Here is a 25996-nt window from a genome sequence, read left to right as displayed (position 1 = left end):
TTAAAATTAAATTATATTATTAAACCGCAAAAGGCACAAAGCTATTAATGCTTGATATAATTAAAGAACAAAAAATCTATTTTACTTTTATGAAGCTAAGCTTAAAAAAATATGCTAAACTTTTGTTTCTTTTGTGGTTCATATTATTTTACGGACTGCGCAATATTCACAATTACTTTAATTGCAGCCAGCATACTTTCCAAAGGTACAAATTCGTAAGGCCCGTGGAAATTGTGTCCGCCAGCAAAGATATTAGGGCAAGGCAATCCCATATATGATAATTGCGCACCGTCTGTCCCGCCTCTGATGGCTTTGATTTTCGGCTCGATCCCGGAATCTTTCATAGCCTGTTCTGCAATATCAACAATGTGCATTTTACCTTCGAACTGCTTTTTCATATTGAGATATTGCTGCTTGATTTCTATCTCGGCCGTTTTATCGCCATACTTTTTGTTGATTTCATCAACCTTATCAGCAATCAGTTTTTTTCTTTCTTCAAATTTTTGGTCATCATGATCACGGATGATATATTGAAGCTTAGCTTCGGAAACATCACCTTCAAAATCTGTTAAATGGAAAAAGCCTTCAAAACCTTTCGTTGTTGCAGGTGTTTCATTAGCTGGAAGTGAATTGATGAATTCTGATGCAACTAATCCCGCATTCAGCATTTTTCCAAAAGAATAACCTGGATGCACAGATAATCCGTGGATTTTTACCACAGCCCAGGCTGCATTGAAGTTTTCAAATTCCAGCTCACCGATTTCTCCGCCGTCCATTGTATAGGCCCATTCAGCTCCGAATTTCTCAACATCAAAATGATGCGCACCTCTTCCAATCTCTTCATCCGGATTGAATCCGATCGAGATTCTACCATGTTTGATTTGCGGATTGGCCAAAAGGAATTCTGCTGCTGTTACAATCTCTGCAACGCCGGCTTTATCATCCGCACTTAGTAATGTTGTCCCGTCCGTTGTGATGATGGTTTGCCCGATATACTTTTTTAAGGATTCAAATTTTGTTGATGACAAAGTAAATCCGGTTTCTTTGTTCAGTAACAAATCTTCGCCATCATAATTTTCCCAAATTTGCGGATTCACATTCTCGCCATTAAAATCCGGTGAAGAATCGTAATGGGCTATGAATCCAACCTGCGGAACTTTCTCCTCTTTATTAGAAGGAATGAATCCAAAAACGTATCCTTTTTCATCAATACTCACATCTTCCAATCCCAAATCCTGCAATTCTTTGTATAGATAATTGGCGATATCCCACTGCCTTTCTGTAGAAGGTGTGGTCTCACTTTCTGCGTCGCTGGTTGAATAGATTTTGATGTAAGTGATGAATCTGTTAAGAAGTTTTTCTCTCCAAATCCCGTCTAATTGGATGTTTTCCATATAATTTGCTATATCTCCGCAAAGTTATATATTTATGCAGTGAACGACAAATAATATATGATGATTGATAAGTTGTGAATTATCAAAAATCTGAGATGTTGTTGTGCGCGAGCGAAGCGAGCGCCGATTAGTATTATTGGAACGCCGAATCACAGCAGCCCGACTTGAGCGGAAATCCTTTTTACGCAACGTAGTGAAGTGAAAAGATTGGGAGCGGAAGGCGGATTAAGCTGCCCAAATATTTAAAATTAAAAGACAATGTTCTTAACAGAATGTCCACGGGACGCTATGCAGGGTTGGGGAGAAATGATTCCCACGCAGAAAAAAATAGATTACATCAACCGACTGATGGAAGTTCGTTTTGATGTTCTGGATTGCGGAAGCTTCGTGAATCCGAAAACGATACCTCAAATGGCTGATTCCGGAATTGTGGTGGACGAGATTGACAAATCGCTTTCCAACACAAAACTCTCTGTGGTTGTTGCGAATCTACGTGGTGCTGAAAAGGCTTTGAGTCACGAGCAGGTTGATATTTTGGGTTTTCCGTTTTCAATTTCCGAAACTTTTCAACACAGGAATACTAACAAAAGCAGAGAGGAAGCTTTTACCGAAGTGGTGAAAATCCTGGAGCTGACAAAATCCGAAGGCAGACAACTGAATCTTTATTTCTCAATGGCGTTCGGCAACCCTTACGGTGAAAGCTGGAAATGGGAAGATGTGGACTTTTGGGCAAAACGCTTCGAGGAAATCGGCATCAAAGATGTTCTTTTATCGGACACAACCGGCGTTGGTGATGTGGAAAGGATTTCGCTTTTGTTTAATAAAATTCCTGCGAAATATCCCGGCATTAATTTCGGGGCGCATTTTCATAATCGATACGAAGATTCTTATATCAAACTGAAAGCGGCTTATGACGAAGGCTGCAGAAGATTTGACAGCGCTATAAAAGGAATTGGCGGTTGTCCGATGGCGAAAGATGATTTGGTGGGAAATATGCCGACTGAAAAGGTTTTTACATTTATGTCATCTGAGAAAATCGATATTCATCAGAATTTACTTCATTTTGAAAGTGCTTATAACATGGCGAAAGATATTTTTCATTTTTAATAATTATTTTATAAGTCTACAAGGATTTTTTATAATTCTGTATTGCCCATATCAGTAGCGCATTTTTTTCTTTTGGAATCCCTAGTTTTTCTATAATTCTGGTACGGTGTCCCTCTACCGTTTTTTCGGATAGGAAAAGAAGTTCTGCAATTTGCTTGCTGGTTTTTTGAGAAGCAATTAATTCTATTATTTTTCTTTCAGAAAGCGTTAAGAGATTTAGTATGGCTAAATCATCTGTTTGCTCTATTGTGTAATTTTGAAGTAAGGCTCCGGAATAATACTTCTTTCCTAAAGCAATTTCTTTCATACATTTTTCTAAATCGGGACAAGCTTTTTCTTTTAAAATATAACCATCCACGTCAAATTCTTTTGCTTTGTTCAGAACGCCAATTTCATTGTGCATGGTAAGGATTATCACTTTAGTACGCCATTTATTTTCCATTACTTTTTTTGCCACTTCCAATCCGTCCAAACCTGGCATATTTAAATCTAATACTGCTACATCCGGTAAATAAACCTGAATATAATTAAGCGCCGAAGTTCCATTAGAGCAAGCACTAACGACATTATAGCCCAAATTGGTAAGGTAAGAAACAGTTCCATTCAGAGTTAAGGGATGATCGTCTGCGACTAGAATTTTCATTGTATTATTTTTTTATTTGCACCACTATTTTTGTGCCTTTGTCAGTTGACGTGATGTGAGCTTGCCCACCAATTGCTTTGCTTCTTTCTATAATATTGTGCAAACCAAAAGCATCTTTTGTTTCCATGGTTTCTTCTACGTTAAACCCTTTTCCATTATCAATAATTTCCAAAGTAACGGTGTCTTTGTTTTCAGTTAAAACTATTTTTGCGGCGATGGCCTCTGCATATTTTATAATATTTGAAACAGCTTCCTGCACAATTCTATAGATTTGTAATTCTTTTTCAGTCGTGAGACCATCCTGATAATTGATTTCTGAGGTGATCATAAAACGATGTGTACTCTGGATACGTTCTACAAATTGTTCCAAACTGGCTTCGAGTCCTATTTTTTCAAAAAGGACGGGATGTAAATTTCTGCTGATTGCTCTGATGTCATTAATAATATTATCCACTTTTTCGTTTAATTGAAGTTGGCTTGCCTCAAACGAATGCTTAAGAGACAAAAGTTCATGGCTTACGCTATCGTGCAGATCAGATGCAATCCTTTTACGTTCTTCCTCGGTTTTATCCAGAAGGTTTTTGGTAAATTGCAATGACCGTTCTTTTTCTAAAGACAACTTCTTTTGTTTTTGTTTTAAATAATAGATAATAATTATTAATAATAATGCAATAAAAATAAGTATTAAAGCCACAATAACAGCATTTTTATTGATTATGGTTTTCTGTTGAAGTTTAATTTCCTGTTCTTTTTCCTTAGTTTCATATTTTGCTGCAAGTTCTAAATTGATCAGCCTACTTTTTGCGCTCGATAAGCTGTCCTTTGTACGGTAAACTTCATTATTATAAAAAACAACCTTATCCAGATCTCTGCTTTGAATTGCTTTTTCCAGTAAAACATCGTAAAACAGGTTGGCTCTTTCGTAGTTTTTATGTTCAAGCAAATTCGGAAGTGAATTTTCTATGTATTTTGTGTTACAAGTTTTAACATCTTTATTGATTTGATATAAAGCTAATGTCGCCTGGTAATCCTTTTGCCAATTTTGAGAGGTATTTTTTTCTGCAACTGGCTTTATTTTTTCTAAAACTATTCTGGCTTCGTTTAGTTTATTTTCTTCAATTAAAGCTTCTATTTCGTAATCAGAAATACAAAGAAGAAGAACATCATTATCGTATTTGCTGTCTGTATATTCTTTGTAAGTTTGGTGGATATACTTATTTTTCAACTGACGTTTATTAAAAAAACCGTAGACAGAACATTTGTTATACTTAGCCATGAAGTAATCATAAGTGTTACCTGTTTCTTTAAATACTTGTATAACATTATCTGCACTTGCAATAGCCTTCTCAAAAGAACCATTTGCTTTATAAATATTGATATAATTCAAATCAATAGATGCTATACTTTCCTTATCTCTAATTCTTATGGAGTATATTCTTGATTTTTCATTTGCTTCTATGCTGTTTTTTAAGTCACCTAAAATAAAATAGGTATATGATAAATCATAATAAGCACGGGCTATTTTGTAACAGCTTTTATAATCATCAGGTTCTAAAGCGGTAATTTTTAAAAAGTAATCTCTAGCTTTTTTTAAATTGTCTTTGTCAAATTCTAAATTGGCGAGATAATTATCAATATGAGTGGTTTTTAATGGTGGTAATTCACTCCTATACTTTTCATCAAATTCTTTTACAACTTTGGTGAGACGAGGATCAAAATCATAAAAATAAACAAATTTAGTGGTAACCACATCTAATATTTTTGAAGCATTCAAGTAATCTTTTTTAGAAATTTTACTTTGATAATAATCTAAAAAAACCTTTATGTAATGTTCTCTATTAGCGTTATAGTTTTCATTTTTTCTTAACCAAACTTTTGTAGGCTCTTCTTTTGGCGGAGTTACTTTTTCAAAATAAAAATCTTCCTTTTTTTCTTTACACGAAAAAATAATATTAAAAATAAATAATAAGAATATAATTTTCTTAATCGTAGGCATATATTCATTTTTCTACAAATGTATCATTTTCTAATATTGAAAATTATACAATCCTCAATTCAAGGGTTTCCCCTTGTATGAATCTCCGGAAGAATGATACAATTTTGTGAGGTAATTAATAAAAATTATTATTATGAAAAGAAAAATACTTTTAATGCCGTCCAAACTAAACTTTCAAAAACTTTGGTTTGCATGTTTTTTTATGATTTTCCAATTCGGATTTTCCCAGCAAGGATCGGCGCTGGATTTTGATGGTGTAAACGATTATGTAAACTGTGGAAACATTTTGCCTACAAGCTATACCAAAGAGGCCTGGATTTATGTGAAAAGTTTAAGCACCCAAAACAACATTATCTCCGGTGGTGATTCAGATGGGATGCACGCTTTCTGGATACCCAATAGTTCCGGCAAACTTTCTGCGGGACATAATGGTGATTGGTTTGCTGTAGAAGATAGTGTCCCAATATCTATTAATACCTGGCATCATGTTGCTGTAACGTACGATGCTGCAACTACCACCCTGAAATTATACAAAGATGGAGGATTGATATCTACCAATACTGATGTTGATCCAGTTGACGGGGGAAATATGGTTAGACTAGGTGCTTTTAGTGATGCAGCAAATAGTTTTACAGGAACTATGGATGAAGTAAGAATCTGGAATAGAGCTTTGTCTCCCGTTGAAATAGCAAACACGATGAACTGTGAACTTCCAGGCCCAAAAACAGGATTAGTTGCATATTATAAATTTAATCAGGGCATCAGTAATGCGAATAATACTTCCGTAACAACTTTGCTGGACAGCAGCGGAAATAATTACCATGGAACTCTTAATGGCTTTGCGTTGAACGGAAACTTCTCTAACTGGGTGGGCAATAGTACTATCAATACCGGAACTACCTGTACTACTTATTTAAGTGTATCTTCGGTAGAAAAAACGACTTTTAAATTCTTTCCCAACCCTGTTACAAACAAATTGTTTCTGACGTCCAAGCAACCGATTTTAAATGTTGAAGTGATTAACTTTCTAGGGCAAACCGTTTTAAACCAGAAAGGAAACAGCAATGAAGCAGAAATTAATTTGTCATCTCTTACCCCAGCATCTTATTTGGTAAGAATAAAAACTGAACAGGGGCTTGAAACAATAAAAATTATAAAAAAATAAACGCAGCCCTTTCTGCATTAGAAATTCAAAGGGTTTTCATTTGAAAGTGTTTGACAATATAACAAGGACATTTTATTTTTAATTTGAAGTCCAAAATATAAATTTTATCATATTTTAACAATTATTCATAAATGAAATTCGGAAATTCAAAAAAATGATGTAAATTTATTACAGAAAAAACAATTTAATATCCACGTTATGACTTCAAAAACAACTTACTTAGGCGAATCCAAAATCGAATCTGTACACGAAGCCTCTGGTGAAGTTTTCTCAACTTACATTCCTTCCAATGATTTTACTGTGAGAGAGCATTTTTCTCCGACAGACATTTTTGCAACCGCATTGGCAGAGAGTGTATTTGCTTCCCTGGTTGTTTTGGGTAAGGATAGAAACATCGACATTACCGGTGCAACTTGCGAATTAAAAAAAACAATGTATTTTGAACCAAGAAGAATTGGAGAGATTTTCTGTGTTTTTAAGTTCCCTCACTCTTACTCTTTGGGGGAAAAAGAATTTATAGAGCATACTGCAAAAAACTCTCCGGTCTATCTGAGCCTTCATCCAGACATCAAGAAAATTTTCCTTTTCGAATATCAAGATTAACATAAAAAAATCCTGCAATTAGCAGGATTTATTTTTATAACATACCAAGTTCAAACTTGGCTTCTTCACTCATCATTTCTTTGGTCCAGGTTGGTTCAAAAGTGAGTTCGATTTTCGCAGATTTCACGCCTTCTACGCCTCTCACTTTCTCTTCCACTTCTACAGGCAGTGTTTCTGCAACGGGGCAGTTTGGTGATGTCAGAGTCATTATTACCAAAACTTCACCTTCATCCGAAATCTGAACATCATAAACCAATCCCAGTTCATAGATGTCAACTGGAATTTCAGGGTCAAAAACCGTTTTAAGTTCCTTGATTATTTCTTCACCAATATCAGCTATTTGGTCATCTGTATATTTCATTGTTAATCTAATCTTTTTAATAAATCTTCCTGACGCATCCGTCTGAAAACATTTGCCAAAGTTAAGACATCTTTTTCACAATAATGAATGATTCTGTCTATATCACCGTCTTTGTAGTATATATCGGCAACCATACTTCCGTCAATGTCGTCCTTTGGAGTGGGAATTCCGAAGACGTGAGCTAACAATTCCAGGGAAATATAATTTTTCCAGTCTCCGAATTTCCAAAGTTCCATTGTATCGATATGCGGAATTTCCCAAGGCTTTTTTCCGAACATTTGGAATGGGACAGGTGGTTGGATCCCATGAATTAAAAGTCGTCTTGCGATATAAGGAAAATCGAATTCTTTTCCGTTGTGAGCACAAAGAATAATATTATTCAAACGAGGACTATTGAATAACTCGCAGAATGAAATTAATAAGTTTCTTTCCTCGCCAGAAAATGTTTTGATTTTTAGTTTTCCGGTGTTGTTATCGATCATCCCTATCGAAATGCAAATGATCATTCCGAATTCAGCCATTATGCCAGCACGCTGCTCATAAAAATCAGAAGCCTCAACTTCTTCTTTCCTTTGATGTTTGGTTTTCTTATCCCAAAGATATTGGGTTGTAGAATCAAGATTATTCCAGGAATCAATTTGAGGAACGGTTTCGATATCTAGGAAAAGAATATTTTCGATGGGTATTTTATGAATCATCTGTATTTTAATTTCATTTTAAATTTAATAAAAAAACCCAACATTGCTGCTGGGTTATATTTTGATTTCTAAATTAATTAGAAAGGATATTCATAAATCTCCGATTCGTGATAATATGGATTTCCTGTTGGCATCAATTTCAATTTCGCTAAAGCTGTCATTACAGTGAATGTAAATAAACCTACTACGAAAACAAATGAACCTAATACCAATAATGCGTTAGAAGCATTGTTCCAATATGGACCAACCGTTCCAGGCATTACCATATTGAAATAATCTACAGCGTGACCAAAAATTACCAGGCAAGCCATAAAGGTCACCACTTTGTAATTTCTCTTGATGCTGCTGCTTACTAAAACCAATAGCGGCGCCAAGAAGTTGATGATCAGCATCGGTAAGAATGTCGGTCTGTAGTATTCGAATCTACCGAAGAAATAGTTAACCTCTTCCGGAACGTTCGCATACCAATACAACATGAACTGACAGAACCAAAGGTAAGACCACAACATACTTGTTGCGAATAAGAACTTACCCAGATCATGAAGGTGATTATTGTTGAATTGAGGATATACACCCTTTTTCTTAAGATAAACACTAATCAGGATCATTACTGCAATAGAAGTTGATAAACAACTAACCATTGAGTACCAGATATAAAGCGTAGAATACCAGTGTGGGTCAATTGACATCAACCAATCCCAAGCCCAGGCTGCAGATGCAAACCCGAAGAATGCGATGTAACCAACACTCCAGCTATATAAGCTTGCGTAGATCTTTCTGTTTCCTTTGTTCTCATCTACCTTCTTAGAAAGACTTTTTAATTTCCAAACAAAGAATGATGCACCCACAACGTAGATAAACGTTCTGATAGCATAGAAAGGAATATTAAGGAACCTTTTCTTTTCGAATAATATAACGTCAAATTCTGGTGAATTTGGATCCGTCAAATTGGGATCCATCCAATGAAAAAGATGTCCTTGATGGGTAATATTAAGTAACATTATAATAACCAAAATTGCACCTCCGTAAGGAATATATGATGCAATAGCCTCCATTACTCTTGTTACAATAATAGACCAGCCAGCGTGTGCCGCGTGTTGGATACTGTAAAAGAATAATGCACAACAGCTGATTCCAAAAGCAAATACTGCAAAGGTGTGGATAGCTGCTAAAGGCTGATTGTGAATCTGATGCTTAGCGTGTTCTAGGTGTGCATTATGATCCTGAGGACCAACTAACTCACTAGAATGTGAAGGTGCTTCATGTCCTTTGGAATGAACCGACTCCATCCAATGAGAGATTGCAGTATCATCCAATCCGTGGTTAAGTGCATAACCAATACCGAATAAAACAACTCCTACAACAATGAGTATAATTGAATATAATCTTAATTTAGGTGAAAAACTATACATTTTTTTCTTTTTTTATTTAGCATTGGTTTTAGCTTCAGCTGCCGCTGGAGCAGTAGAAGTTTTTTCTGTCGCAGCTGGAGCAGCTGTTGTCGGAGCTGTTTTAAGAGACGGTGCTTTGAATGTATTATAAACATAAAGAGCTACTCTCCATCTATCTCCAACATTCAATTGTCCTGCATAAGATCCCATTGCATTTCTACCATTTGTTAGAACATAATGGATAGATCCTATCGTGATATCCCTATCAGCATAATTAGGAACTCCGGAATAAGCACCACTTTGTACAATTGGGCCTTGTCCATCTCCTCCTGTACCATGACAAGCAGAACAGGTATGATCAAACAATACTTTCCCTCTGGCCAAATCTTTTTCAAGATTTTCAGGCTTCAGTGGAGAAGTTGTAATTGATTTTGAAGCATCATATCCAGCGTTGTATTCATCAACATTTTTAGGTAATGTTTCCTCACTTACGATTCCATCTTTATTTTGAGAAACTGTTCCTTCAACAGGGGACAAACCAGTTTCGCCATTACGAGCAACAAAAGCCGGAATTTCGTTTTCATGATCAGAATAAGCATCCTTAGCTTTCATCAATGGATCATAAGCCACGGGGAAATACATATCCGGAAAATATACCAAAGGTGGATTATCTTTTGGGCCACAAGAATTCAGTAAAACAGTTGTTAAACCAAAGATTGCTGTCAATTTTAATATACTATTCTTCATCTTAGGCATCTTTAACAGTTATTTCTTCAACACCTGTATCAATCAACAGTTGTTTAATCGTTTCAACATCATCAGACACAAACTCCATCATAAATTTGTCATCCGTAGTTCTTGGATCTGGATTCTGAGGTTTTGCACCAGGATACATTTTATTTCTTATCAAGAAAGTCAAAGACATAAGGTGAGCAGAACAGAATACCATTAATTCAAACATTGGGTCTACGAATGCTGGCATATTATGAGCCCAGTCAAATGCAGGCTTACCACCAATATTCTGTGGCCAGTCATGATCCATTATATACCATGTCAGTGTGATCCCAATTGTAACTCCGTAACAAGCATAGATAAATGCTGCGTCAGAAATCCTGGTCTTTTTTAAGCCCAAAGCTTTATCTAGTCCGTGAACCGGGAATGGCGTATAAACTTCGTTTATCTTAATCCCTTTATCATTGAAGGCTTTAACGCCGTGCATTAGATCATCGTCGTCGCCGTAAAGTCCATATATAATCTTAGTGGTGCTCATCTCCTTCTTTTGCTTTATAAGTTTCACCGGAAATTTTCAAAATACTCTTCAATTCAGCCTGCGCAATTACAGGGAATGTTCTTGCATATAAAAGGAATAATACAGAGAAGAATCCAATTGTTCCAAGATATACACCAACGTCAATTACTGTTGGCTTAAACATTGTCCAAGATGACGGTAAGTAATCTCTTGACAAGTTGATAACGATAATATCAAAACGTTCAAACCACATACCGATGTTAATGATCAATGCGATAATGAATGTCCAGAAGATATTAGTTCTAACTTTTTTGAACCAGAACGCTGCCGGTACAACCAGGTTACAGATAATCAATGCCCAGAATGCCCACCAGTAAGGTCCAACAGCCGCACCAGGAGATAGATATGTAAAATCTTCAAATCTAGAACCTGAATACCAGCCGATAAAATATTCGGTTGCATAAGCTACAGTTACCATACCACCTGTTACAACGATTACGATATTCATAATCTCGATATGGTACATTGTGATATAATCTTCTAAGTGACAAACTTTTCTTGCTACTAACAATAATGTCTGTACCATTGCAAATCCTGAGAAAATCGCTCCGGCAACAAAATATGGTGGATAGATTGTCGAGTGCCAACCTTTGATAACCGATGTCGCGAAGTCAAAGGATACCGTAGTGTGTACCGAGAATACAAGTGGCGTTGCTAACCCTGCTAATACCAAAGACAATTCTTCGAATCTTTGCCAGTGTTTTGCTTTTCCACCCCATCCAAAAGCAAGGAGCGTATAAATCTTTTTATTGAAAGGCGTTTTTGCTCTGTCTCTGATCATTGCAAAGTCAGGAATCAATCCCATAAACCAGAATACAACTGATACCGAGAAATAAGTTGAGATTGCAAATACATCCCAAAGTAACGGCGAGTTGAAGTTGGTCCAAAGTGTACCAAATTGGTTTGGTAAAGGGAAAACCCAGTATCCAACCCAGACTCTACCCATGTGAATTACCGGGAATATAGCCGCCTGACAAACAGCGAAGATCGTCATCGCCTCTGCAGAACGGTTAACAGACATTCTCCATCTTTGTCTAAATAATAATAGTACCGCCGAGATTAGTGTTCCTGCGTGACCGATACCTACCCACCATACGAAGTTGGTGATATCCCAACCCCAGTTGATAGTTCTGTTAAGTCCCCACGCACCGATTCCGGTCCCAATAGTGTAAGCGATACAACCAAATCCGTAAACGAACAGAATCAAGGCTGCATACAAAGATGCCCACCATAGTTTACCTGCACGTTCTTCGATAGGTCTTGCGATATCTTCTGTAATATCGTGATAAGTCTTGTGACCAATAATTAAAGGTTCCCTTATCGGAGCTTCGTAATGTCCTGACATTTTTTACCTATTTATTATTTAAACTTTCTTTTCTGTTTCTGATTTTAGTATGGTAGAATACATTTGGTTTTGTCCCAATTTCTTCTAACAACGTATATTTTCTATTACTGCTGAACAAGCTACGAACTTCCGAATTAACATCATTCATATCTCCGAATTTCAGTGAGCCTGTAGAACAAGCATTAGCACAAGCCACCTGGAATTCTCCATCCTGAACTCTTCTGCCTTCTTTCTTAGCTTCCAGAATAACGTTCTGAGTCAATTGGATACACATAGAACATTTTTCCATTACCCCTCTTGTTCTTGTTACAACATCCGGGTTAAGAACCATTCTACCAAGGTCATTATTCATATTGAAATCGAATCTGTCATTCAATGCATAATTGAACCAGTTGAACCTTCTTACTTTATATGGACAGTTGTTCGCACAATATCTTGTACCAATACATCTGTTATAAGCCATTTGATTCTGACCTTGCTTACCATGAGATGTTGCAGCAACCGGGCAAACTGTTTCACAAGGAGCGTGATTACAGTGTTGACACATTACTGGCTGGAAAATAACATCCGGATTCTCAGCCGCATTTTCCAATGCACCCTCAATACCCAAAAGGTTACTTCCGTAAAGTTCAGGAACTGCCATTCCCTCTTTAAGACCTTCGTAAACTTCAACTTTTTGTTCTGTAGAATAGTAACGGTCAATTCTTAACCAATACATATCTCTCGACATTCTGACCTCTTCTTTTCCTACAACTGGAACGTTGTTTTCAGCCTGGCAAGCAATAACGCACGCGCCACATCCTGTACAAGAGTTAAGATCCACTGATAAATTGAAGTGAGGACCATCTGTATCATCATAAGCATCCCAAAGATCCACTTTTCCAATTGGAAGTTCCCCTCCAATCGTGTGCATAGCCAATGGTTTGTTCCATTCGTCAACTGGTTTATTAATGAAATCATCCAAACTTACTTCTTTAGCGATCTCATAACGTCCCATCAAGGTATTCTGAAGCTGCATTCCTGCAAATTCATAATCTTCTCCTGATTTTTCAATTTTTACGTTGGTAAGAACCGTATTGTAACCATCAAATAATGGATAAGCATTAACCCCTGTTTCTGCCACTTTTCCGGAATCCTTTTTACCATAACCAAGCGCTAATCCCAACGAGCCTTCAGCTTGTCCTGGCTGTATAAATACCGGAACATCCTTCAGTGTAACACCATTTACAGTTAAGTTCACTGTATCACCATCCAACTGCATTCTTGCATTAAGCTTATTCTCAAGGCCTAAAGATTTTGCATCTTTTGGAGAGATTGTCAGGTAATTATCCCAGGATAATCTTGAGATTGGATCCGGAAGCTCCATCAACCAAGGGTTGTTAGATTGTGTTCCGTCACCAATAGATGGTTTTGTATAGAGTTGTAATTCTAATTGAGCGGGTTTGAAAGCTGATAATTCAGCAATAGCCTGAGCAGCATTTCCACCAGAGTAAGCTAATCCTGTAGAAAGACCGCCAGCAGTGAAGCCGTTATAAAGGTTTTTGTTGAAAGAAAGTCCTCCATTTAGCGTTAAAGCATTAGCTTTAAGATAATTGTAATAATTATTAGCCGGGTTGTTTTTACCATTGATCCAAACCAATAAAGATTCCTCAACTTGTCTCGAAGTATAGATTTTCTGGATAGTAGGCTGCATCAATGAGTAAGCTCCAGTTTCCGGAGTAATATCTCCCCAGGATTCTAGCCAATGTGCGAAAGGAATAACTGCCTTAGAAGCTTTATATAATTCGTTTTTCTTATCTGTGATTGCAACAGAATAAGGTACTTTTTCGATCGCAGATTTTAAAGCCTGTCCTTTTGCATGAGAATAAATCGGGTTGATATTGTTTGTAATAAGAACACCAACCTGTCCGCCATTCAGCCAAGAAACAAATTCATTGAATCTTGCGTTGTCATATTCTTTAAGGAAATTAGCTTTACCAGTAAAAGCTTTAGATCCTAATTTTTGATTAATCAAATGGGCTAAAACATAAGCTGCTTTGGATCCGTCTGCAAAAACAACTGCATTGCTTCCTTTTGCCTGTAGCTCTTTTACGATTTCTGATGCAATTTTATCAGAAGTTCCGCCATTCAGTCCATTATAAACTTCTACTAAAGTTTTGAAAACTGAACTTGGCTTCAATCTGTATCTTGAATCGGCATTAGCACCTGTCAGACTCATATTGGATTCAACCTGGATATGTCTCAACATATTTTCTCCCGGTTTTCTCGCAGCAGCATAAGAAACTTCTAAGCTAGAAGCATTAAAATCTCCTAAAAAATCTGCATTGAAAGAAACAACTAACTGAGAAGTGCTAAGGTCGTAAACTGGCAATGCTCTTTGTCCGAAAACTTCCTGAGCTGCATCTAATGCCGCTGCATAAGGAAAAGCATCATAAGTTACTAGTTCAGCTGAAGGATATTTTGTTTTGAAATCTCCGAATAATTTTTTGAAAGTCGGGCTAGGAAAAGAATGAGATAATACAACAATCTTTTTACCGGTAGCCTGAGATTCTGTCAAACCTTTCAGGATGAAATCATCGACTTTGTTAAAATCTTCCTGCTCTTCTCCGTTCAAAGCCGGCTTCTTCACTTTATCATTATCGTAAAGAGAAAGAACACTTGCCTGAGCTCTTGCATTGGTTGTACCAAGAGAACCAGCCGCAGGATTAGCATCAATTCTGATTGGTCGACCTTCTCTTGTTTTTACTAAAACACTTGCAAAGTCGAAACCATCAAAATAAGAAGATGCATAGAAATTAGGAATCCCCGGAATGATATCATGCGGTTTAACCACATAAGGAATTGTTTTGATAACCGGAGCCTCACATGCTGCCAAAGTTACTGCAGCTGTAGAGAATCCCAATAATTTAAGAAAATCCCTACGAGAAGTTCCTGAATTATTCTCAGAATTATCTAAGAAATCTTCAACCGGAATTTCATTCTGAAACTCTTTAGCAGCCAACTTTGCATTCAAAGTCGGATCTTTTAGTTCGTGAATACTTCTGAATTGTATTTTATTTGAAGCCATTTATACTTCTAATTTTTGTTATTAATAATGACATTTACCACACTCAAGACCTCCAATCGCATCTACGGTAATTTTAGCACCTTCACCATATTGTTTTTTCAACTTATCATGCAGATTTTTGAAGTATTCTTTATTGTAACCATTGTTCATATCTACTTCTGTAGTTCTGTGACATTCTATACACCAACCCATGGTGAAGTTGTTAGCCATTTGAACAACATTCATTGTATCAATTTTTCCGTGACAAGCTTTACAAACAACATCTATTTTGTTAGCAGCATCTTTCTGCTTAGCATTGAAAGAGTTGATAATTGCCTGCTCACCAGCTATAACGTGTTGAGAGTGATTGAAATATACAAAATCCGGCATGTTATGGATTCTTGTCCATTCAACAGGTTCTGTTTTGCCAGTGTAAGCCTGCTTAGACTCATCCCAACCTACGTGAGCGTACAAAGTTTTGATTTGTGAAGTATAGAACTCTCTGTCTTTCCCTGGTTCGATATATTTACCTTTATATTCAGATATAGACCTGTGGCAGTTCATACAAACGTTAAGAGAAGGGATCTCTGAAACTTTTCCATACTTAGCCCCTGAGTGGCAAAGCTGACAGTCGATTTTATTTTCCCCTGCGTGGATCTTGTGAGAGAAGTAGATCGGTTGTTCCGGAGCGTATCCTTTATAAACCCCAATCCACATCAACCAGTTCCAAACGCCATATGCAGCAAATAATGCCAGTAATCCGACAATACCTTTTCCTACAAAACTGTATTTTTCGTACAATGCGGAGAAAGAGGTAATTCTTGTGGAATCAAGCTCTGACAACTCTGGCGATTGCTGAATTTTTACTAGTTGACGAATCTTCAGTAACAGCCAGAACAATAAACCTGCGATCGCAATCAAAGCAGCAATCATGATTTTAGAATTTAGCTGTTGCGCTTTTGCAGCTTCAATGGATGCAGTACTATCAACGGCAGTTTCACCAGCCTTATCAGCAGCCGGTTCTTCAGCCGGAGGATTACTTGTGTATGCCAGGATATCATCAATATCAGCATCCGAAAGCTTACCTTCGAAGACCTGCATTGCAACCTTTCCATTTTCTTCATACACTTGGTTGGCATACTTGTCGCCTGATGCTCTGAGTTTTTCATTATTGGTGATCCACTTATGAAGCCAATCTGTATCAAGATTCTGCTCTTTTTTAAGTTTATCAACAATGCCGCCCAAAGCAGGCCCAACAACCTTTTTGTCCAATGCGTGACAAGCGGTACAATTTGCCTTAAACAAGTCTTGTCCTTTTTTTGGATCGCCTTGTGCATAAACTGAAGCGCCGGTTGACAACAATAAACTAATTGCTATCAGACCCTTTTTGTAATGCTTTCTCCAACTAATCATTTATATAATCTTGGGTTAGTAAAATTTATTGAGTTTACATTCAATTCCGCAAAAATAGCACTTTAACAAAAATTAAGAAGAGCAATTTGTATGGATTTTCTCATTTCTTTTTAATTTGTAATAGTTCTAAATAACAGCATTTGTGTTTCGTCTAATTTATTTTAAATTTGCTGAAAATAATTTTTAAATGAACAATCTGCTCAAGCTTTTCATAATCTCAACGTTATTTTGTTTTTACAAAATTGACGCTCAATACGTTGTAAAAAAAGATACTTTATCGGGAACCGAACTTTCTTTTGCTTTGGATGAACGTATCAATGATGCTCTGGAAAAAATAGAGGGCAATTGCAACCGTTCTACGGACGCTCCTGTAAAAACGCCAACAAAAATTCTGGTTCCGAGCAGGGAACTCACAACTGCAGAAATCTGTAGAAAAAACCCAAAAATCATGGGATACAAAATCCAGGTTGTAGTTGTTAAAAGCAACGAAGAGGCAAGAAAAATAGGAGCTGAGTTCAGGAGTAATTTTAGAAGCTTGAAAGTAGAAACAGATGCTTCATTGAGGCCAAATTATAAAATATTAGCCGGAAGCTACTTTTCTAAACAAAGTGCAGCCGATGATCTTAAAAATGTCAAAAAAGCCTACCCTTCGGCAACAGTCATTCCTTACGCTGTTTTTTGCGTAGAAGCCAAATAGAAATAAAATCCTGCAAATTGCAGGATTTTTTTATTTATAATAAGTTTCAATAAACTGATAGAATTCTGACATTCTGTAAAAATTATTAATTCCAAGATAAACCGTAATTATTAGAAGTAAGCCATAAAATAAGCTTAGAGCAAAACTTTTATCCCGGTAGCTATAAAATAACCAACCTATCAAAAGTGGGTAAACAAAAACAAAATGCCCACCATAAATATAAGATGTATGAAGCCCGAATTTCAAAATACAGTGAACCAAAACATCAAATAAAAATGTAATCACAAGAATCCAAACCAGTTTGTTTTTATAATTCTTGAAAACACTCCAAATCATCATCAACACAATCAATCCGACGAAGACATAAGGAACAACAGAACTATAAACATCCATAAACAATGCTTTGTATTCAAATCCCTTTTTATTGTGATAATCTCTGATAACCAAACTCGGAAACAATATATTCCCGCCAAAAAACCAGGAATAAATCATATCCCAAAGCGGCGTTACTTTTGGCTGAGAGAATTTGTCGTACTGTTCTTCGGTTTTATTGAGGAAATTTTGGAAATTAAAATTCAGTCTCAACATAAAAAGAAATGCGAAAACAACAACCGAAGCCACAATTTTCGCCAAAGCTATTCCGATTTTTTTCCAGTTCCAGAAGATTTTTTTCTCAAACAAAAATGGGATGTAAACTTTAACAATATTCGTAATCGTCAGCCCACCGATGAAAACAGAACCGAAAATAGTTCCTCCGAAAGACATTGGCTTTTCTTCATTAATTTTCTTTGCCGAATAATAATTGAAAATCGAAAGAAATAATAAGGTGTAAGTGTAAGTTTCCGGTGTAAAAGACAAAAGAATATTCGTAACAAACAAGCCGTAGAAAGCTATAATTAACAAAGTGATTTTCAGTGGAAGCCGGATAATATTACTCAGGTATTTAAATATCTGGACATTAGCCAAAGAAATCACAACAGTTGAAAACAATGACAAAACAAGCCTGAAAACTGAATCATACCTGTTTCCGGAAATCCATAACGCAAAATCCCGGATACAATCAAAAAAATAATTGGACAAAGGATGTCTCTCAAAACCGCCGCCAGTCTGGATAATCGCCCTGTTATCAAAACTGAAATAACCATCCCAGGGGATTCTGTCATCATAAACAATTCTGAAATTTTCTGCAATGAACCATGCGTTTGCGCCATAAAGAATCACAAAAAATAAGAAAATCAGTAATTCTGTTTTGGTTGACGGAAAAATGATTTTCAGGATGGATAGAATTTTATTCAGGATTTTCAAGTTTGGAATATTTTTGCAAAAATAGAGAAAACCCTTTCAGAGTTTGAAACTCTGAAAGGGTTTTTTGAGAATTATCAAAATATTTATACAAAATATAGATCAAGAGCTACAAGACAATTGACTACAGCCAGTTTGATTATCATATTTCGAAGGACGTTTTTGATTGAACTCGGGAAAGCGGTTTTCATAAGGGTTTTGCAAAGCTTCTTTCAGTTTGAAAAACATTTTATAATCTCCATTTTCAGCATCCTGAATAGCTTCGAATAACAGATAATTTCTTAGAATGAATTTTGGATTTTCCTTTGACATCATTGCTAAAGATTCTGTTTCTGAGATTTTATTTTTACGTTTTCGTTCTTGATATTTTCTGATGAAATTAGAAAGCCTGGTCATTTCGTTTTCACTCAGGTGACGGTAAAAGGAATCAGAAAAATCATCGGTTTTAATTTCTGAAAAAGGCTTTTCAAGGCTTTGAAAAAATAAAGTATAATCGAGATTCAAATCCTGCATCAGCTGTTGCCATTCTGTGAAGAATCTTTCATCTTCTGGCAAAACCTCATCAAATCCAAATTTTTTGGCTAATATTTTATCATGTCCTGTCCAGAATTGTTTTCCGTAATTGTCCAGGATTTTTTCCAAAACTTCTGAATCATTAATCAAAGGAAAAACAGCGTTGGCTAGAGCAGCCAAATTCCAATGCGAAATCTGCCCCTGTTTTCCAAAAGCATATCGTTTTCCGGGTAAATCTGTTGTGTTTGGCGTGAACTCCAAATCGTAACCGTCCATCATAGAATAAGGGCCGTAATCGATTGTTAATCCTAGAATCGACATATTATCAGTATTCATCACACCGTGAACAAAACCCACACGATACCAATCGATTATCATTTTCAACGTTCTGTCGCAAATAGCCTGAAACCAATCAATGTACTTATTGGGATTATTTTCTGAATTATTTTCCTTGTAAAAATTCTCAATCGTATAATCAGCTAATAGTTTTAATAAATCCGTTTGATTTCTGGCTGATAACAATTCGAAATGCCCAAATCTCAGAAAAGACTCAGCCGTTCTTACAACAATTGCACCTTGCTCTTTCTGCGGATTCCCGGAATATTGAATATCACGGATCACATCTTCTCCTGTTTTCGAAAGACTCAAAGCTCTTGTTGTAGGAATACCAAGATGGAACATTGCTTCGCTCATCAGATATTCCCGAATCGAAGAACGCAGAACTGCTCTTCCATCTGCATGTCTGGAATAAGGTGTTGCGCCTGCGCCTTTCCATTGGATTTCGGTTTGCTTTCCCTGATTGAAAATTTCGCCGGCATAAATCGCTCTTCCGTCACCTAATTGTCCTGCCCAGTTTCCGAACTGATGTCCTGCATAAGCCGTTGCATAAGTTTCGATATTGTTAGGAAGATTTTGCGCAACCAGGAAATCTTTATCATTTTCTAAATTTCCTAAACCAATCTCGATTGATAATTCTTCGTTAAAATCAATTAATTCAGTTTGGTGAAAATCTGCAGGTTTTACAGTACAAAACAAAAAGTCCGGTGTTTGTCTCTGCATCAGATTCCCTGAAAAATCGCCGGGAAATTGTTCTGTGAAATTATGGGTAATGTTTTTTGTGTTCATAATTAAAAATCCCGTCTCGCATTCGGACGGGAACATTTTATTTATTAAAATCTATATCATCCGAAGAATTAATAGCTTCATTAGAATGATCTTCTTTTTTCACCGGTTTGTCAGGAACTTCCTTTACCGGATTTTTGAGCTCGTCAATGGTTTGTAATCCGCCATCGTCTCCGTATCCGTTTCTCAGATTATTAAGATCGGAACAGCTTCCTGTCCAATTGGCAGGTTTGATAAACTTATCTTCCATTGATATATTCAGCGCTTTGTCAGCAAAAACTTTCTTCATATAGATGGCCCAAATCGGAAGCCCCATTTTAGCACCTTGCCCTTCTCCTGTACTCCAGAAATGTGTTGCCCGGTCTTCCCAGCCTACCCAAACGCCGGTTGCCAGTTTCGGAACAATTCCCATAAACCAACCATCTGAGTTTTTCTGTGTGGTTCCCGTTTTACCTGCAATTTCTACATTGGCCGGAATGCCTCTTCTTCTCAATTCTCCAGAGGCTGTACCAAACTCTGCAACACCTTTCATCAAGTCAATCATCGTGTAAGCATACATCTCATTCATCACTTCTTTCACCACAGGTTTCACTTCCTTAATAACTCGTCCGTTAGCATCTTCTATCCTCCAGATCATTTCGGGTTTTGTGTAATTTCCAAAATTCGCAAATGTGCTGTAAGCTCCCAACATCTCATATATAGTGATATCAGAAGTTCCTAAAGCCATTGGCAGATATGTATCTATATGATCAGTAACACCAAGATCTCTTGCTAACTGAATTACATTTTGAGTTCCTGCCATTTCTGCAAGTCGTAAAGCCACCGGGTTTTGGGAATGCGCCAAAGCATCTTTCAAAGTTAACATCCCACCTCTTCCGGGAACGTGATAATTCCCTTTATTAAAACTTGCATTCGAAACGGTAGAACAAGGTGTCATACCAAGATGCATAATTGCCGTTGCATACACAAATGGCTTAAATGTGGACCCAACCTGTCTTTTTCCTTGTTTGACATGATCGTATTGGAAATGTTGCCAGTTGATACCTCCAACCCAGGCTTTGATATCTCCTGTTGCCGGTTCCATAGACATCAATCCTGCCTGTGCGATCTGCTTATGATAACGGATAGAATCCCAAGGTGACATTTCCACTTCTTCTTCTCCCTGCCATGTAAATCTTGTCATTTTTACAGGTTCATGAAACTCCATCATGATAGAATCCTCTGGCATACCTTCGGCTTTGAGTTGCTTATAGCGCCCCGTTCTCTTAACCGCCGCCATCATCAGATCATTGATCTGTGTTTTTGTAAGATTATAATATGGTCGGTTGGGATTCCGTTTCATCTCTCCATCAAAACTTCTTTGAAGATCGATCAAATGTTCCTTGATGGCTTCTTCTGCATATCTTTGCATTCTGGAATCCAGTGTTACGTAAATCTTGAGTCCATTCTTATAAAGATTCAGTTCCTTTCCTGTTTCTTTTTCATAAGCATCCAGGTACTGCTGGATTTCTTTTCTGAGGTAATATTTATAATAAGCTGAATAACCTTCTTCTACCGTTTTGATCTCATGGAAGTCAACAACGATAGGGGTCGCGACCGCTTTTTCGTAAGTTGCATTATCAATGTAACCGGTATCCAGCATTTGTTTTAAAACAACGTCTCTCCTTGTTTTTGCTCTTTCCGGGTTTCTGTAAGGATTATTTCTTCTCGGTGCTTCCAACATCGCTACAAAAGTCGCAGCTTCCGGTAATGTCAGCTGGCTTGTAGACTTATTGAAGTAAACTCTCGAAGCCATTTCAATTCCTTTTGCATTGAAAAGGAAATCCATTTTGTTGAAGTACAAAGCGACAATCTCTTCTTTCGTATATCGTTTTTCCAAACTCACCGCAACACACCACTCTTTCAGTTTCTGGAATGCCCTTTCGATTTTATTCTGTGAAGCATTTCCTGTAAACAATAATTTTGCTAACTGTTGTGTAATAGTAGAACCACCTCCTCTTTCACCACCAAATCTAATGGCTCTAAGAATTGATTTGAGATCAATTCCGGAATGTTCCTTAAAACGTTCATCTTCTTTAGCCTGAAGCGCATAAACCAAAAACGGCGGAAGTTGTTTGTATGTAACAGGTTTTGTCTTTTCTTTTTCGAATTTTCCTAACAAAACGTTATCCGAAGAATAGATCTCCGATGCTACGTAAATATCAGGATTTTCAAGCTCTTTTACATCAGGCATATCGCCTACAAAACCTTGAGAAACGGCAAAAAACAATGCGGAAATCCCCAACACAACTGCAAAAAATCCTATCCAAACAAATTTGATCCATTTTTTTATGAAAGGTTTGGACTTTTTCTTCTCTGGTAAAGGGAAAGTTTTATTTTCAGATTTTTTATTTTCCATTAATATCTATTAAGGCTTTATATTTTGAATTTTTACGCCAAGATCTTCGATTCCCGGCAGTATATTTTGTCTCATTGCCTGCACGACTTTTACAGAATAATTTCCATTCTGAGGAAATTTGTAATTCAATTTGTATTGAAATAAAATCTCCTTTGTGTCACCAAAACCAGATCCAATCCATTCGCCATTCGGTTTTGCCAGAACATAATTGAGTGTATCGGTCGAGATCGTCTTTTTATTATGTTCTATACTTGCAATCAGCCTGAGATTACTGTAAGGATAATCATTATTATTTCTCACTATAAAAATAATATTTTTTTGATTCTGTACATCAGTTACATCAAAATCAAATTTCTGAACATCCTTTTTATTCCATTTGCTATCAATATCCTTTGTCAGGATTTTATCATCACTATTTTGACAAGAAAAAAGTGACAGCAATAAAACAAGGTTAGCAAATATTCTAAGCATTACCTTCATTTTTAGGTGGCGTTTTCTTTTTCGCTTTCTTGAACGGTTTTTTATGGTTTTTATTTTCCTGTTGCTGATTCGAATTTTGATTTTGATTCGAATTCTGGTTTTCTGCAGGTTTTTGTTTAGAAGTATTTCTGTTTTCTGCAGATCTTTGTTCAGAAGAGCGGTTTTTATTTTCTTTTTGATTCGGATTTCTATTATCCTGAGGTTTGGAATTCCTGTTCTCGTTTTGACTTCGTTCCTCGTTTTGTCTTGAATTTCTGTTGTCTTGATTTTTGGAATTTCTATCTCTGTTATTCGGTCTCGGTTTTCTGTTCTTTTTCTCGAAACGGTCTACACTGTTTTCCTGAATAAGGTCAGACGTTACCAATGGATTTTCAACTACCCTAAGTTCCTCTAAAGCTGGTGTTTTTTCACCTTTCTTGTTTAATGAAACCAGCTTCTTTACTTCAAAAATATCCAGATCGTACCAAGCCATTGAGTTTTCAACATATGCAAACCACATTTTCTTTTTGAAAACATCGATTTTGATACAGAAGGCTTTTCCTTTTTCGGTATTCAGAACAGTATTTGACGAAGGGAAATCTTTCAAAACATCCAGGTAACTGTCCAGTTCATAATTAAGACAACATTTCAGTTTACCACATTGTCCAGCCAGTTTCTGAGGATTGATACTTAGTTGCTGATACCTCGCAGCATTGGTATTCACAGAACGGAAATCTGTCAACCAGGTTGAGCAGCACAATTCTCTTCCACAGGATCCAATTCCACCGACTTTTGCAGATTCCTGGCGGAATCCGATCTGTTTCATATCAATCTTTGTACGGAAAGTTCCGGCATATTCTTTTATCAGCTGACGAAAATCTACACGATTATCGGCTGTATAATAAAATGTTATTTTGGAACCATCACCCTGATATTCAACATCGGTGATCTTCATTTCCAGATTGAGGCCATAAGCGATCTTACGCGCATCAATCTTGATATTATTTTCTTTTTTTCTAAGTTCCTGCCAGGTTTCTATATCTTTCTGATTGGCAAGTCTATAAACCTTGAGTATATTATCTTCGGAGACGTTTTTCTTTTTCATCTGGATTTTTACCAGTTCGCCTGCAAGACTTATTACCCCTATATCATGACCCGGACTCGATTCTACAGCAATGATGCTACCAATATGTAAAGGCAGGTTGTTGACATTTTTATAATATAATTTACGATCGTTTTTAAAACGAACTTCTACATATTCAGAGCTTTTTGATCCGGATGGATTAACATCGGAAAGCCAGTCAAAAACACTTAATTTATAACTATTACCACAGGTATCTACACTACTACAACCATTTGCGCTTTTTGTGCCGCAAGAATGGGAAGAATCGCCGGATGTTTTGCATCCACAACTCATATGTTATTTTTTATGTCTGATTGCAAAGTTAATATAATTTTTATTTAAGCCTGATGATTATATTTTTTAAAAATATTTTTTTATTAATTTTAAATTAATACTTGGTTAATATTGACAATTAATTATTAAAATTAAAAATTCGTTAAATATAAACCAAAATCAAAAGCATCATTTTAACAGGGTTTACAATAGATCGTTTAAAGCTAAACTAAATTAGTTTTTTTTCAAAATCAAACAATAAACAAAAGATTATCAACAACTTAAACAAATCATCAAATCAAACAATTATTCTACGAATAGCAATGTTTAACTTTTTTTAATAAATTTTATAATTGTTATTAAAATAATTATAAATTTGGAACATTAATAATAATTATATGAGAAAAATTTTAATAACCACGGCATTAGCTGCCGGTGTAATGGCATACGCAGGAGGATTCCGGGTATCTCTTCAGGGCGTTAAGCAGCTTGCAATGGCTCATACAAGTGCCCACGCTGAAGATGCAAGTGTTGCGTTCTTCAATCCGGCAGGTATATCCTTTATTCCTTCGAAATTAAGTGTTGCAGCAGGTGGATTTGGAGTATCCAATAAGATTACTTATCAAAATACAAGCACTCTTCAACAGACCGAGACGGATAATCCGCTAGGGACACCGATCTATGCTGCAGTAGCTTACAAAGTTTTGGATAATCTTTCCCTTGGTTTTAGTTTTTCCACACCTTTCGGAAGCACTATAGAATGGCCAAGCGACTGGGAAGGCAAAGAAATTGTTCAGAAACTGGAACTTAAAAGTTTCTTTTTCCAACCAATGGTTTCTGTAAAGTTAGCACCTTGGGTATCATTTGGAGCCAGCTATATCTACGCAAAAGGAAAAGTAGACTGGACAAAGGCTTTGACACAATACAACGGACAGCTTAATCTTTTGGATGATACTGCTACAGGCCATGGTTTTGGATTTGGTTTCTATTTCCAGCCTGATAATAAATGGGATGTAAGTATCGCTTACCGTTCTCCTGTAGATATGAAAGCTAAAGAAGGAAAAGCCACGTTTATGGTTCCAACTTCATTATTACCAAATTTCAATGGTGGTACGGATAATTTTAAAGCTACACTTCCTTTGGTTGATGAATATACGCTAGGGGTAACTTATAAAATAACTCCAAAATGGCTAGTCTCTGCAGATTATAACTACCACGGATGGGAAAGATACAGCAAGCTGACGCTTGATTTTGACAAAGTAGCAGCAGGAAACCAGCCGAATGATCCAACAGTTCTGGTTTCGCCAAAAAACTTTAAAAACACATCCACTGTGCGTGTAGGAACACAATATGCATTTAACGATATGATTTTTGGTAGATTGGGTTGGTATTTTGACCAATCTCCTTATGATGACAAACACTTCATCCCTGAAACACCTTCTTTTGATAACTACGTAATTACAGGAGGTATTGGTTTAAAGTTCAACAGATTAGGTGTTGATCTTTCAGGTGCATATGCAATGCCGAAAAGCAGAGCGTTCAACAATCCTAACATAAGCTTTGCCGGACAAGCAAAAGCTAAAGTGTTCTATTTCGGACTTGGATTATCTTACAATGCATTTTAAAAATTGAATCTAT

The 25996-nt window shown here is 36.5% G+C and carries 21 protein-coding genes; 5 read left to right on the top strand and 16 right to left on the bottom strand.

What is annotated here, in order from left to right; genetic code table 11:
- Positions 1-143 precede the first annotated feature (143 nt).
- Positions 144-1394 (bottom strand): peptidase T, encoded by a 1251-nt coding sequence (gene pepT / locus AC5P2S_RS01390; RefSeq protein WP_494555970.1) that lies wholly within the window; start codon positions 1392-1394, stop codon positions 144-146.
- A 258-nt stretch (positions 1395-1652) separates the two neighbouring features.
- On the opposite strand from pepT, the gene AC5P2S_RS01385 reads away from it, so the two are divergent.
- Entirely contained in the window at positions 1653-2501 is an 849-nt protein-coding gene (locus AC5P2S_RS01385; protein ID WP_494555969.1) for a hydroxymethylglutaryl-CoA lyase-like TIM-barrel protein, read from the top strand.
- Between the two features lie 16 nt (positions 2502-2517).
- Here the strand turns inward: AC5P2S_RS01385 and AC5P2S_RS01380 are convergent, their stop codons facing one another.
- Both AC5P2S_RS01380 and AC5P2S_RS01375 read right to left on the bottom strand, forming a co-directional pair.
- Entirely contained in the window at positions 2518-3144 is a 627-nt protein-coding gene (locus AC5P2S_RS01380; RefSeq protein WP_494555968.1) for a response regulator, read from the bottom strand.
- A gap of 4 nt (positions 3145-3148) precedes the next feature.
- Positions 3149-5140, bottom strand: a complete 1992-nt coding sequence (locus AC5P2S_RS01375; RefSeq protein ID WP_494555967.1) for a tetratricopeptide repeat-containing sensor histidine kinase — start codon at positions 5138-5140, stop codon at positions 3149-3151.
- A gap of 133 nt (positions 5141-5273) precedes the next feature.
- On the opposite strand from AC5P2S_RS01375, the gene AC5P2S_RS01370 reads away from it, so the two are divergent.
- Together AC5P2S_RS01370 and AC5P2S_RS01365 are read left to right on the top strand one after the other, a co-directional pair.
- The gene (locus AC5P2S_RS01370; protein ID WP_494555966.1) at positions 5274-6305 is read left to right on the top strand and encodes a LamG-like jellyroll fold domain-containing protein; all 1032 of its coding nucleotides are present in this window, start codon (positions 5274-5276) and stop codon (positions 6303-6305) included.
- 198 nt (positions 6306-6503) lie between these two features.
- Complete coding sequence (locus tag AC5P2S_RS01365) at positions 6504-6908, top strand: OsmC family protein (protein ID WP_494555965.1); 405 nt, start codon at positions 6504-6506, stop codon at positions 6906-6908.
- Positions 6909-6942: 34 nt separating this feature from the next.
- Here AC5P2S_RS01365 and AC5P2S_RS01360 read toward each other — a convergent pair whose 3' ends face one another.
- The 8 genes from AC5P2S_RS01360 to AC5P2S_RS01325 all read right to left on the bottom strand — a co-directional run bounded on the left by AC5P2S_RS01360 (position 6943) and on the right by AC5P2S_RS01325 (position 16471).
- The gene (locus AC5P2S_RS01360) at positions 6943-7269 is read right to left on the bottom strand and encodes an SUF system Fe-S cluster assembly protein (RefSeq protein WP_283415638.1); all 327 of its coding nucleotides are present in this window, start codon (positions 7267-7269) and stop codon (positions 6943-6945) included.
- 2 nt (positions 7270-7271) lie between these two features.
- Entirely contained in the window at positions 7272-7967 is a 696-nt protein-coding gene (locus AC5P2S_RS01355) for a 3'-5' exonuclease (protein ID WP_283415639.1), read from the bottom strand.
- Positions 7968-8044: 77 nt separating this feature from the next.
- Entirely contained in the window at positions 8045-9379 is a 1335-nt protein-coding gene (locus AC5P2S_RS01350) for a quinol:cytochrome C oxidoreductase (protein ID WP_283415640.1), read from the bottom strand.
- Positions 9380-9391: 12 nt separating this feature from the next.
- Positions 9392-10114: a c-type cytochrome gene (locus AC5P2S_RS01345; protein ID WP_494555964.1), complete on the bottom strand. Its 723-nt coding sequence runs from the start codon at positions 10112-10114 to the stop codon at positions 9392-9394.
- Complete coding sequence (locus AC5P2S_RS01340) at positions 10107-10628, bottom strand: DUF3341 domain-containing protein (RefSeq protein WP_283415642.1); 522 nt, start codon at positions 10626-10628, stop codon at positions 10107-10109. Before AC5P2S_RS01340 ends, AC5P2S_RS01345 begins: the two co-directional genes overlap by 8 nt.
- Positions 10615-12012: an NrfD/PsrC family molybdoenzyme membrane anchor subunit gene (nrfD, locus tag AC5P2S_RS01335; RefSeq protein WP_283415643.1), complete on the bottom strand. Its 1398-nt coding sequence runs from the start codon at positions 12010-12012 to the stop codon at positions 10615-10617. The genes AC5P2S_RS01340 and nrfD overlap by 14 nt, the downstream gene beginning before the upstream one ends.
- Positions 12013-12019: 7 nt before the next feature.
- Positions 12020-15079, bottom strand: coding sequence for a TAT-variant-translocated molybdopterin oxidoreductase (locus tag AC5P2S_RS01330; RefSeq protein ID WP_494555963.1), 3060 nt, complete (start codon positions 15077-15079; stop codon positions 12020-12022).
- Positions 15080-15100: 21 nt separating this feature from the next.
- Positions 15101-16471, bottom strand: coding sequence for a c-type cytochrome (locus tag AC5P2S_RS01325; protein WP_494555962.1), 1371 nt, complete (start codon positions 16469-16471; stop codon positions 15101-15103).
- 187 nt (positions 16472-16658) lie between these two features.
- Between AC5P2S_RS01325 and AC5P2S_RS01320 the strand changes: the two genes are divergently transcribed.
- Positions 16659-17168 (top strand): SPOR domain-containing protein, encoded by a 510-nt coding sequence (locus AC5P2S_RS01320; protein WP_494555961.1) that lies wholly within the window; start codon positions 16659-16661, stop codon positions 17166-17168.
- A gap of 30 nt (positions 17169-17198) precedes the next feature.
- Here AC5P2S_RS01320 and AC5P2S_RS01315 read toward each other — a convergent pair whose 3' ends face one another.
- The 5 genes from AC5P2S_RS01315 to AC5P2S_RS01295 all read right to left on the bottom strand — a co-directional run bounded on the left by AC5P2S_RS01315 (position 17199) and on the right by AC5P2S_RS01295 (position 24379).
- A complete protein-coding gene (locus AC5P2S_RS01315) occupies positions 17199-18473 on the bottom strand; it encodes a DUF6080 domain-containing protein (protein WP_494555960.1) in 1275 nt (424 codons plus the stop codon).
- 99 nt (positions 18474-18572) lie between these two features.
- Positions 18573-20108: a protein adenylyltransferase SelO gene (locus AC5P2S_RS01310; RefSeq protein ID WP_494555959.1), complete on the bottom strand. Its 1536-nt coding sequence runs from the start codon at positions 20106-20108 to the stop codon at positions 18573-18575.
- A 37-nt stretch (positions 20109-20145) separates the two neighbouring features.
- Positions 20146-22503, bottom strand: a complete 2358-nt coding sequence (locus AC5P2S_RS01305) for a penicillin-binding protein 1A (RefSeq protein WP_494555958.1) — start codon at positions 22501-22503, stop codon at positions 20146-20148.
- A 9-nt stretch (positions 22504-22512) separates the two neighbouring features.
- A complete protein-coding gene (locus tag AC5P2S_RS01300; RefSeq protein ID WP_494555957.1) occupies positions 22513-22983 on the bottom strand; it encodes a gliding motility lipoprotein GldH in 471 nt (156 codons plus the stop codon).
- The gene (locus AC5P2S_RS01295; protein WP_494555956.1) at positions 22967-24379 is read right to left on the bottom strand and encodes a PSP1 domain-containing protein; all 1413 of its coding nucleotides are present in this window, start codon (positions 24377-24379) and stop codon (positions 22967-22969) included. The genes AC5P2S_RS01300 and AC5P2S_RS01295 overlap by 17 nt, the downstream gene beginning before the upstream one ends.
- 377 nt (positions 24380-24756) lie before the next feature.
- Here AC5P2S_RS01295 and AC5P2S_RS01290 point away from each other — a divergent pair, with 377 nt between their 5' ends.
- Positions 24757-25983, top strand: coding sequence for an OmpP1/FadL family transporter (locus AC5P2S_RS01290; protein WP_494555955.1), 1227 nt, complete (start codon positions 24757-24759; stop codon positions 25981-25983).
- Positions 25984-25996: the final 13 nt, after the last annotated feature.

This window comes from Epilithonimonas sp. 33E, from assembly GCF_059372615.1.
Note: the sequence above shows the minus strand (reverse complement) of the source record. Positions and strands in the feature narration are given on the sequence as shown.

Excerpts from the sequence above, each read along its gene's own strand:
- pepT (WP_494555970.1), bottom strand. The coding sequence starts at position 1,394 with ATGGAAAACATCCAATTAGACGGGATTTGGAGAGAAAAACTTCTTAAC.
- AC5P2S_RS01385 (WP_494555969.1), top strand. The coding sequence starts at position 1,653 with ATGTTCTTAACAGAATGTCCACGGGACGCTATGCAGGGTTGGGGAGAA.
- AC5P2S_RS01380 (WP_494555968.1), bottom strand. The coding sequence starts at position 3,144 with ATGAAAATTCTAGTCGCAGACGATCATCCCTTAACTCTGAATGGAACT.
- AC5P2S_RS01375 (WP_494555967.1), bottom strand. The coding sequence starts at position 5,140 with ATGCCTACGATTAAGAAAATTATATTCTTATTATTTATTTTTAATATT.
- AC5P2S_RS01370 (WP_494555966.1), top strand. The coding sequence starts at position 5,274 with ATGAAAAGAAAAATACTTTTAATGCCGTCCAAACTAAACTTTCAAAAA.
- AC5P2S_RS01365 (WP_494555965.1), top strand. The coding sequence starts at position 6,504 with ATGACTTCAAAAACAACTTACTTAGGCGAATCCAAAATCGAATCTGTA.
- AC5P2S_RS01360 (WP_283415638.1), bottom strand. The coding sequence starts at position 7,269 with ATGAAATATACAGATGACCAAATAGCTGATATTGGTGAAGAAATAATC.
- AC5P2S_RS01355 (WP_283415639.1), bottom strand. The coding sequence starts at position 7,967 with ATGATTCATAAAATACCCATCGAAAATATTCTTTTCCTAGATATCGAA.
- AC5P2S_RS01350 (WP_283415640.1), bottom strand. The coding sequence starts at position 9,379 with ATGTATAGTTTTTCACCTAAATTAAGATTATATTCAATTATACTCATT.
- AC5P2S_RS01345 (WP_494555964.1), bottom strand. The coding sequence starts at position 10,114 with ATGCCTAAGATGAAGAATAGTATATTAAAATTGACAGCAATCTTTGGT.
- AC5P2S_RS01340 (WP_283415642.1), bottom strand. The coding sequence starts at position 10,628 with ATGAGCACCACTAAGATTATATATGGACTTTACGGCGACGACGATGAT.
- nrfD (WP_283415643.1), bottom strand. The coding sequence starts at position 12,012 with ATGTCAGGACATTACGAAGCTCCGATAAGGGAACCTTTAATTATTGGT.
- AC5P2S_RS01330 (WP_494555963.1), bottom strand. The coding sequence starts at position 15,079 with ATGGCTTCAAATAAAATACAATTCAGAAGTATTCACGAACTAAAAGAT.
- AC5P2S_RS01325 (WP_494555962.1), bottom strand. The coding sequence starts at position 16,471 with ATGATTAGTTGGAGAAAGCATTACAAAAAGGGTCTGATAGCAATTAGT.
- AC5P2S_RS01320 (WP_494555961.1), top strand. The coding sequence starts at position 16,659 with ATGAACAATCTGCTCAAGCTTTTCATAATCTCAACGTTATTTTGTTTT.
- AC5P2S_RS01310 (WP_494555959.1), bottom strand. The coding sequence starts at position 20,108 with ATGAACACAAAAAACATTACCCATAATTTCACAGAACAATTTCCCGGC.
- AC5P2S_RS01305 (WP_494555958.1), bottom strand. The coding sequence starts at position 22,503 with ATGGAAAATAAAAAATCTGAAAATAAAACTTTCCCTTTACCAGAGAAG.
- AC5P2S_RS01300 (WP_494555957.1), bottom strand. The coding sequence starts at position 22,983 with ATGAAGGTAATGCTTAGAATATTTGCTAACCTTGTTTTATTGCTGTCA.
- AC5P2S_RS01295 (WP_494555956.1), bottom strand. The coding sequence starts at position 24,379 with ATGAGTTGTGGATGCAAAACATCCGGCGATTCTTCCCATTCTTGCGGC.
- AC5P2S_RS01290 (WP_494555955.1), top strand. The coding sequence starts at position 24,757 with ATGAGAAAAATTTTAATAACCACGGCATTAGCTGCCGGTGTAATGGCA.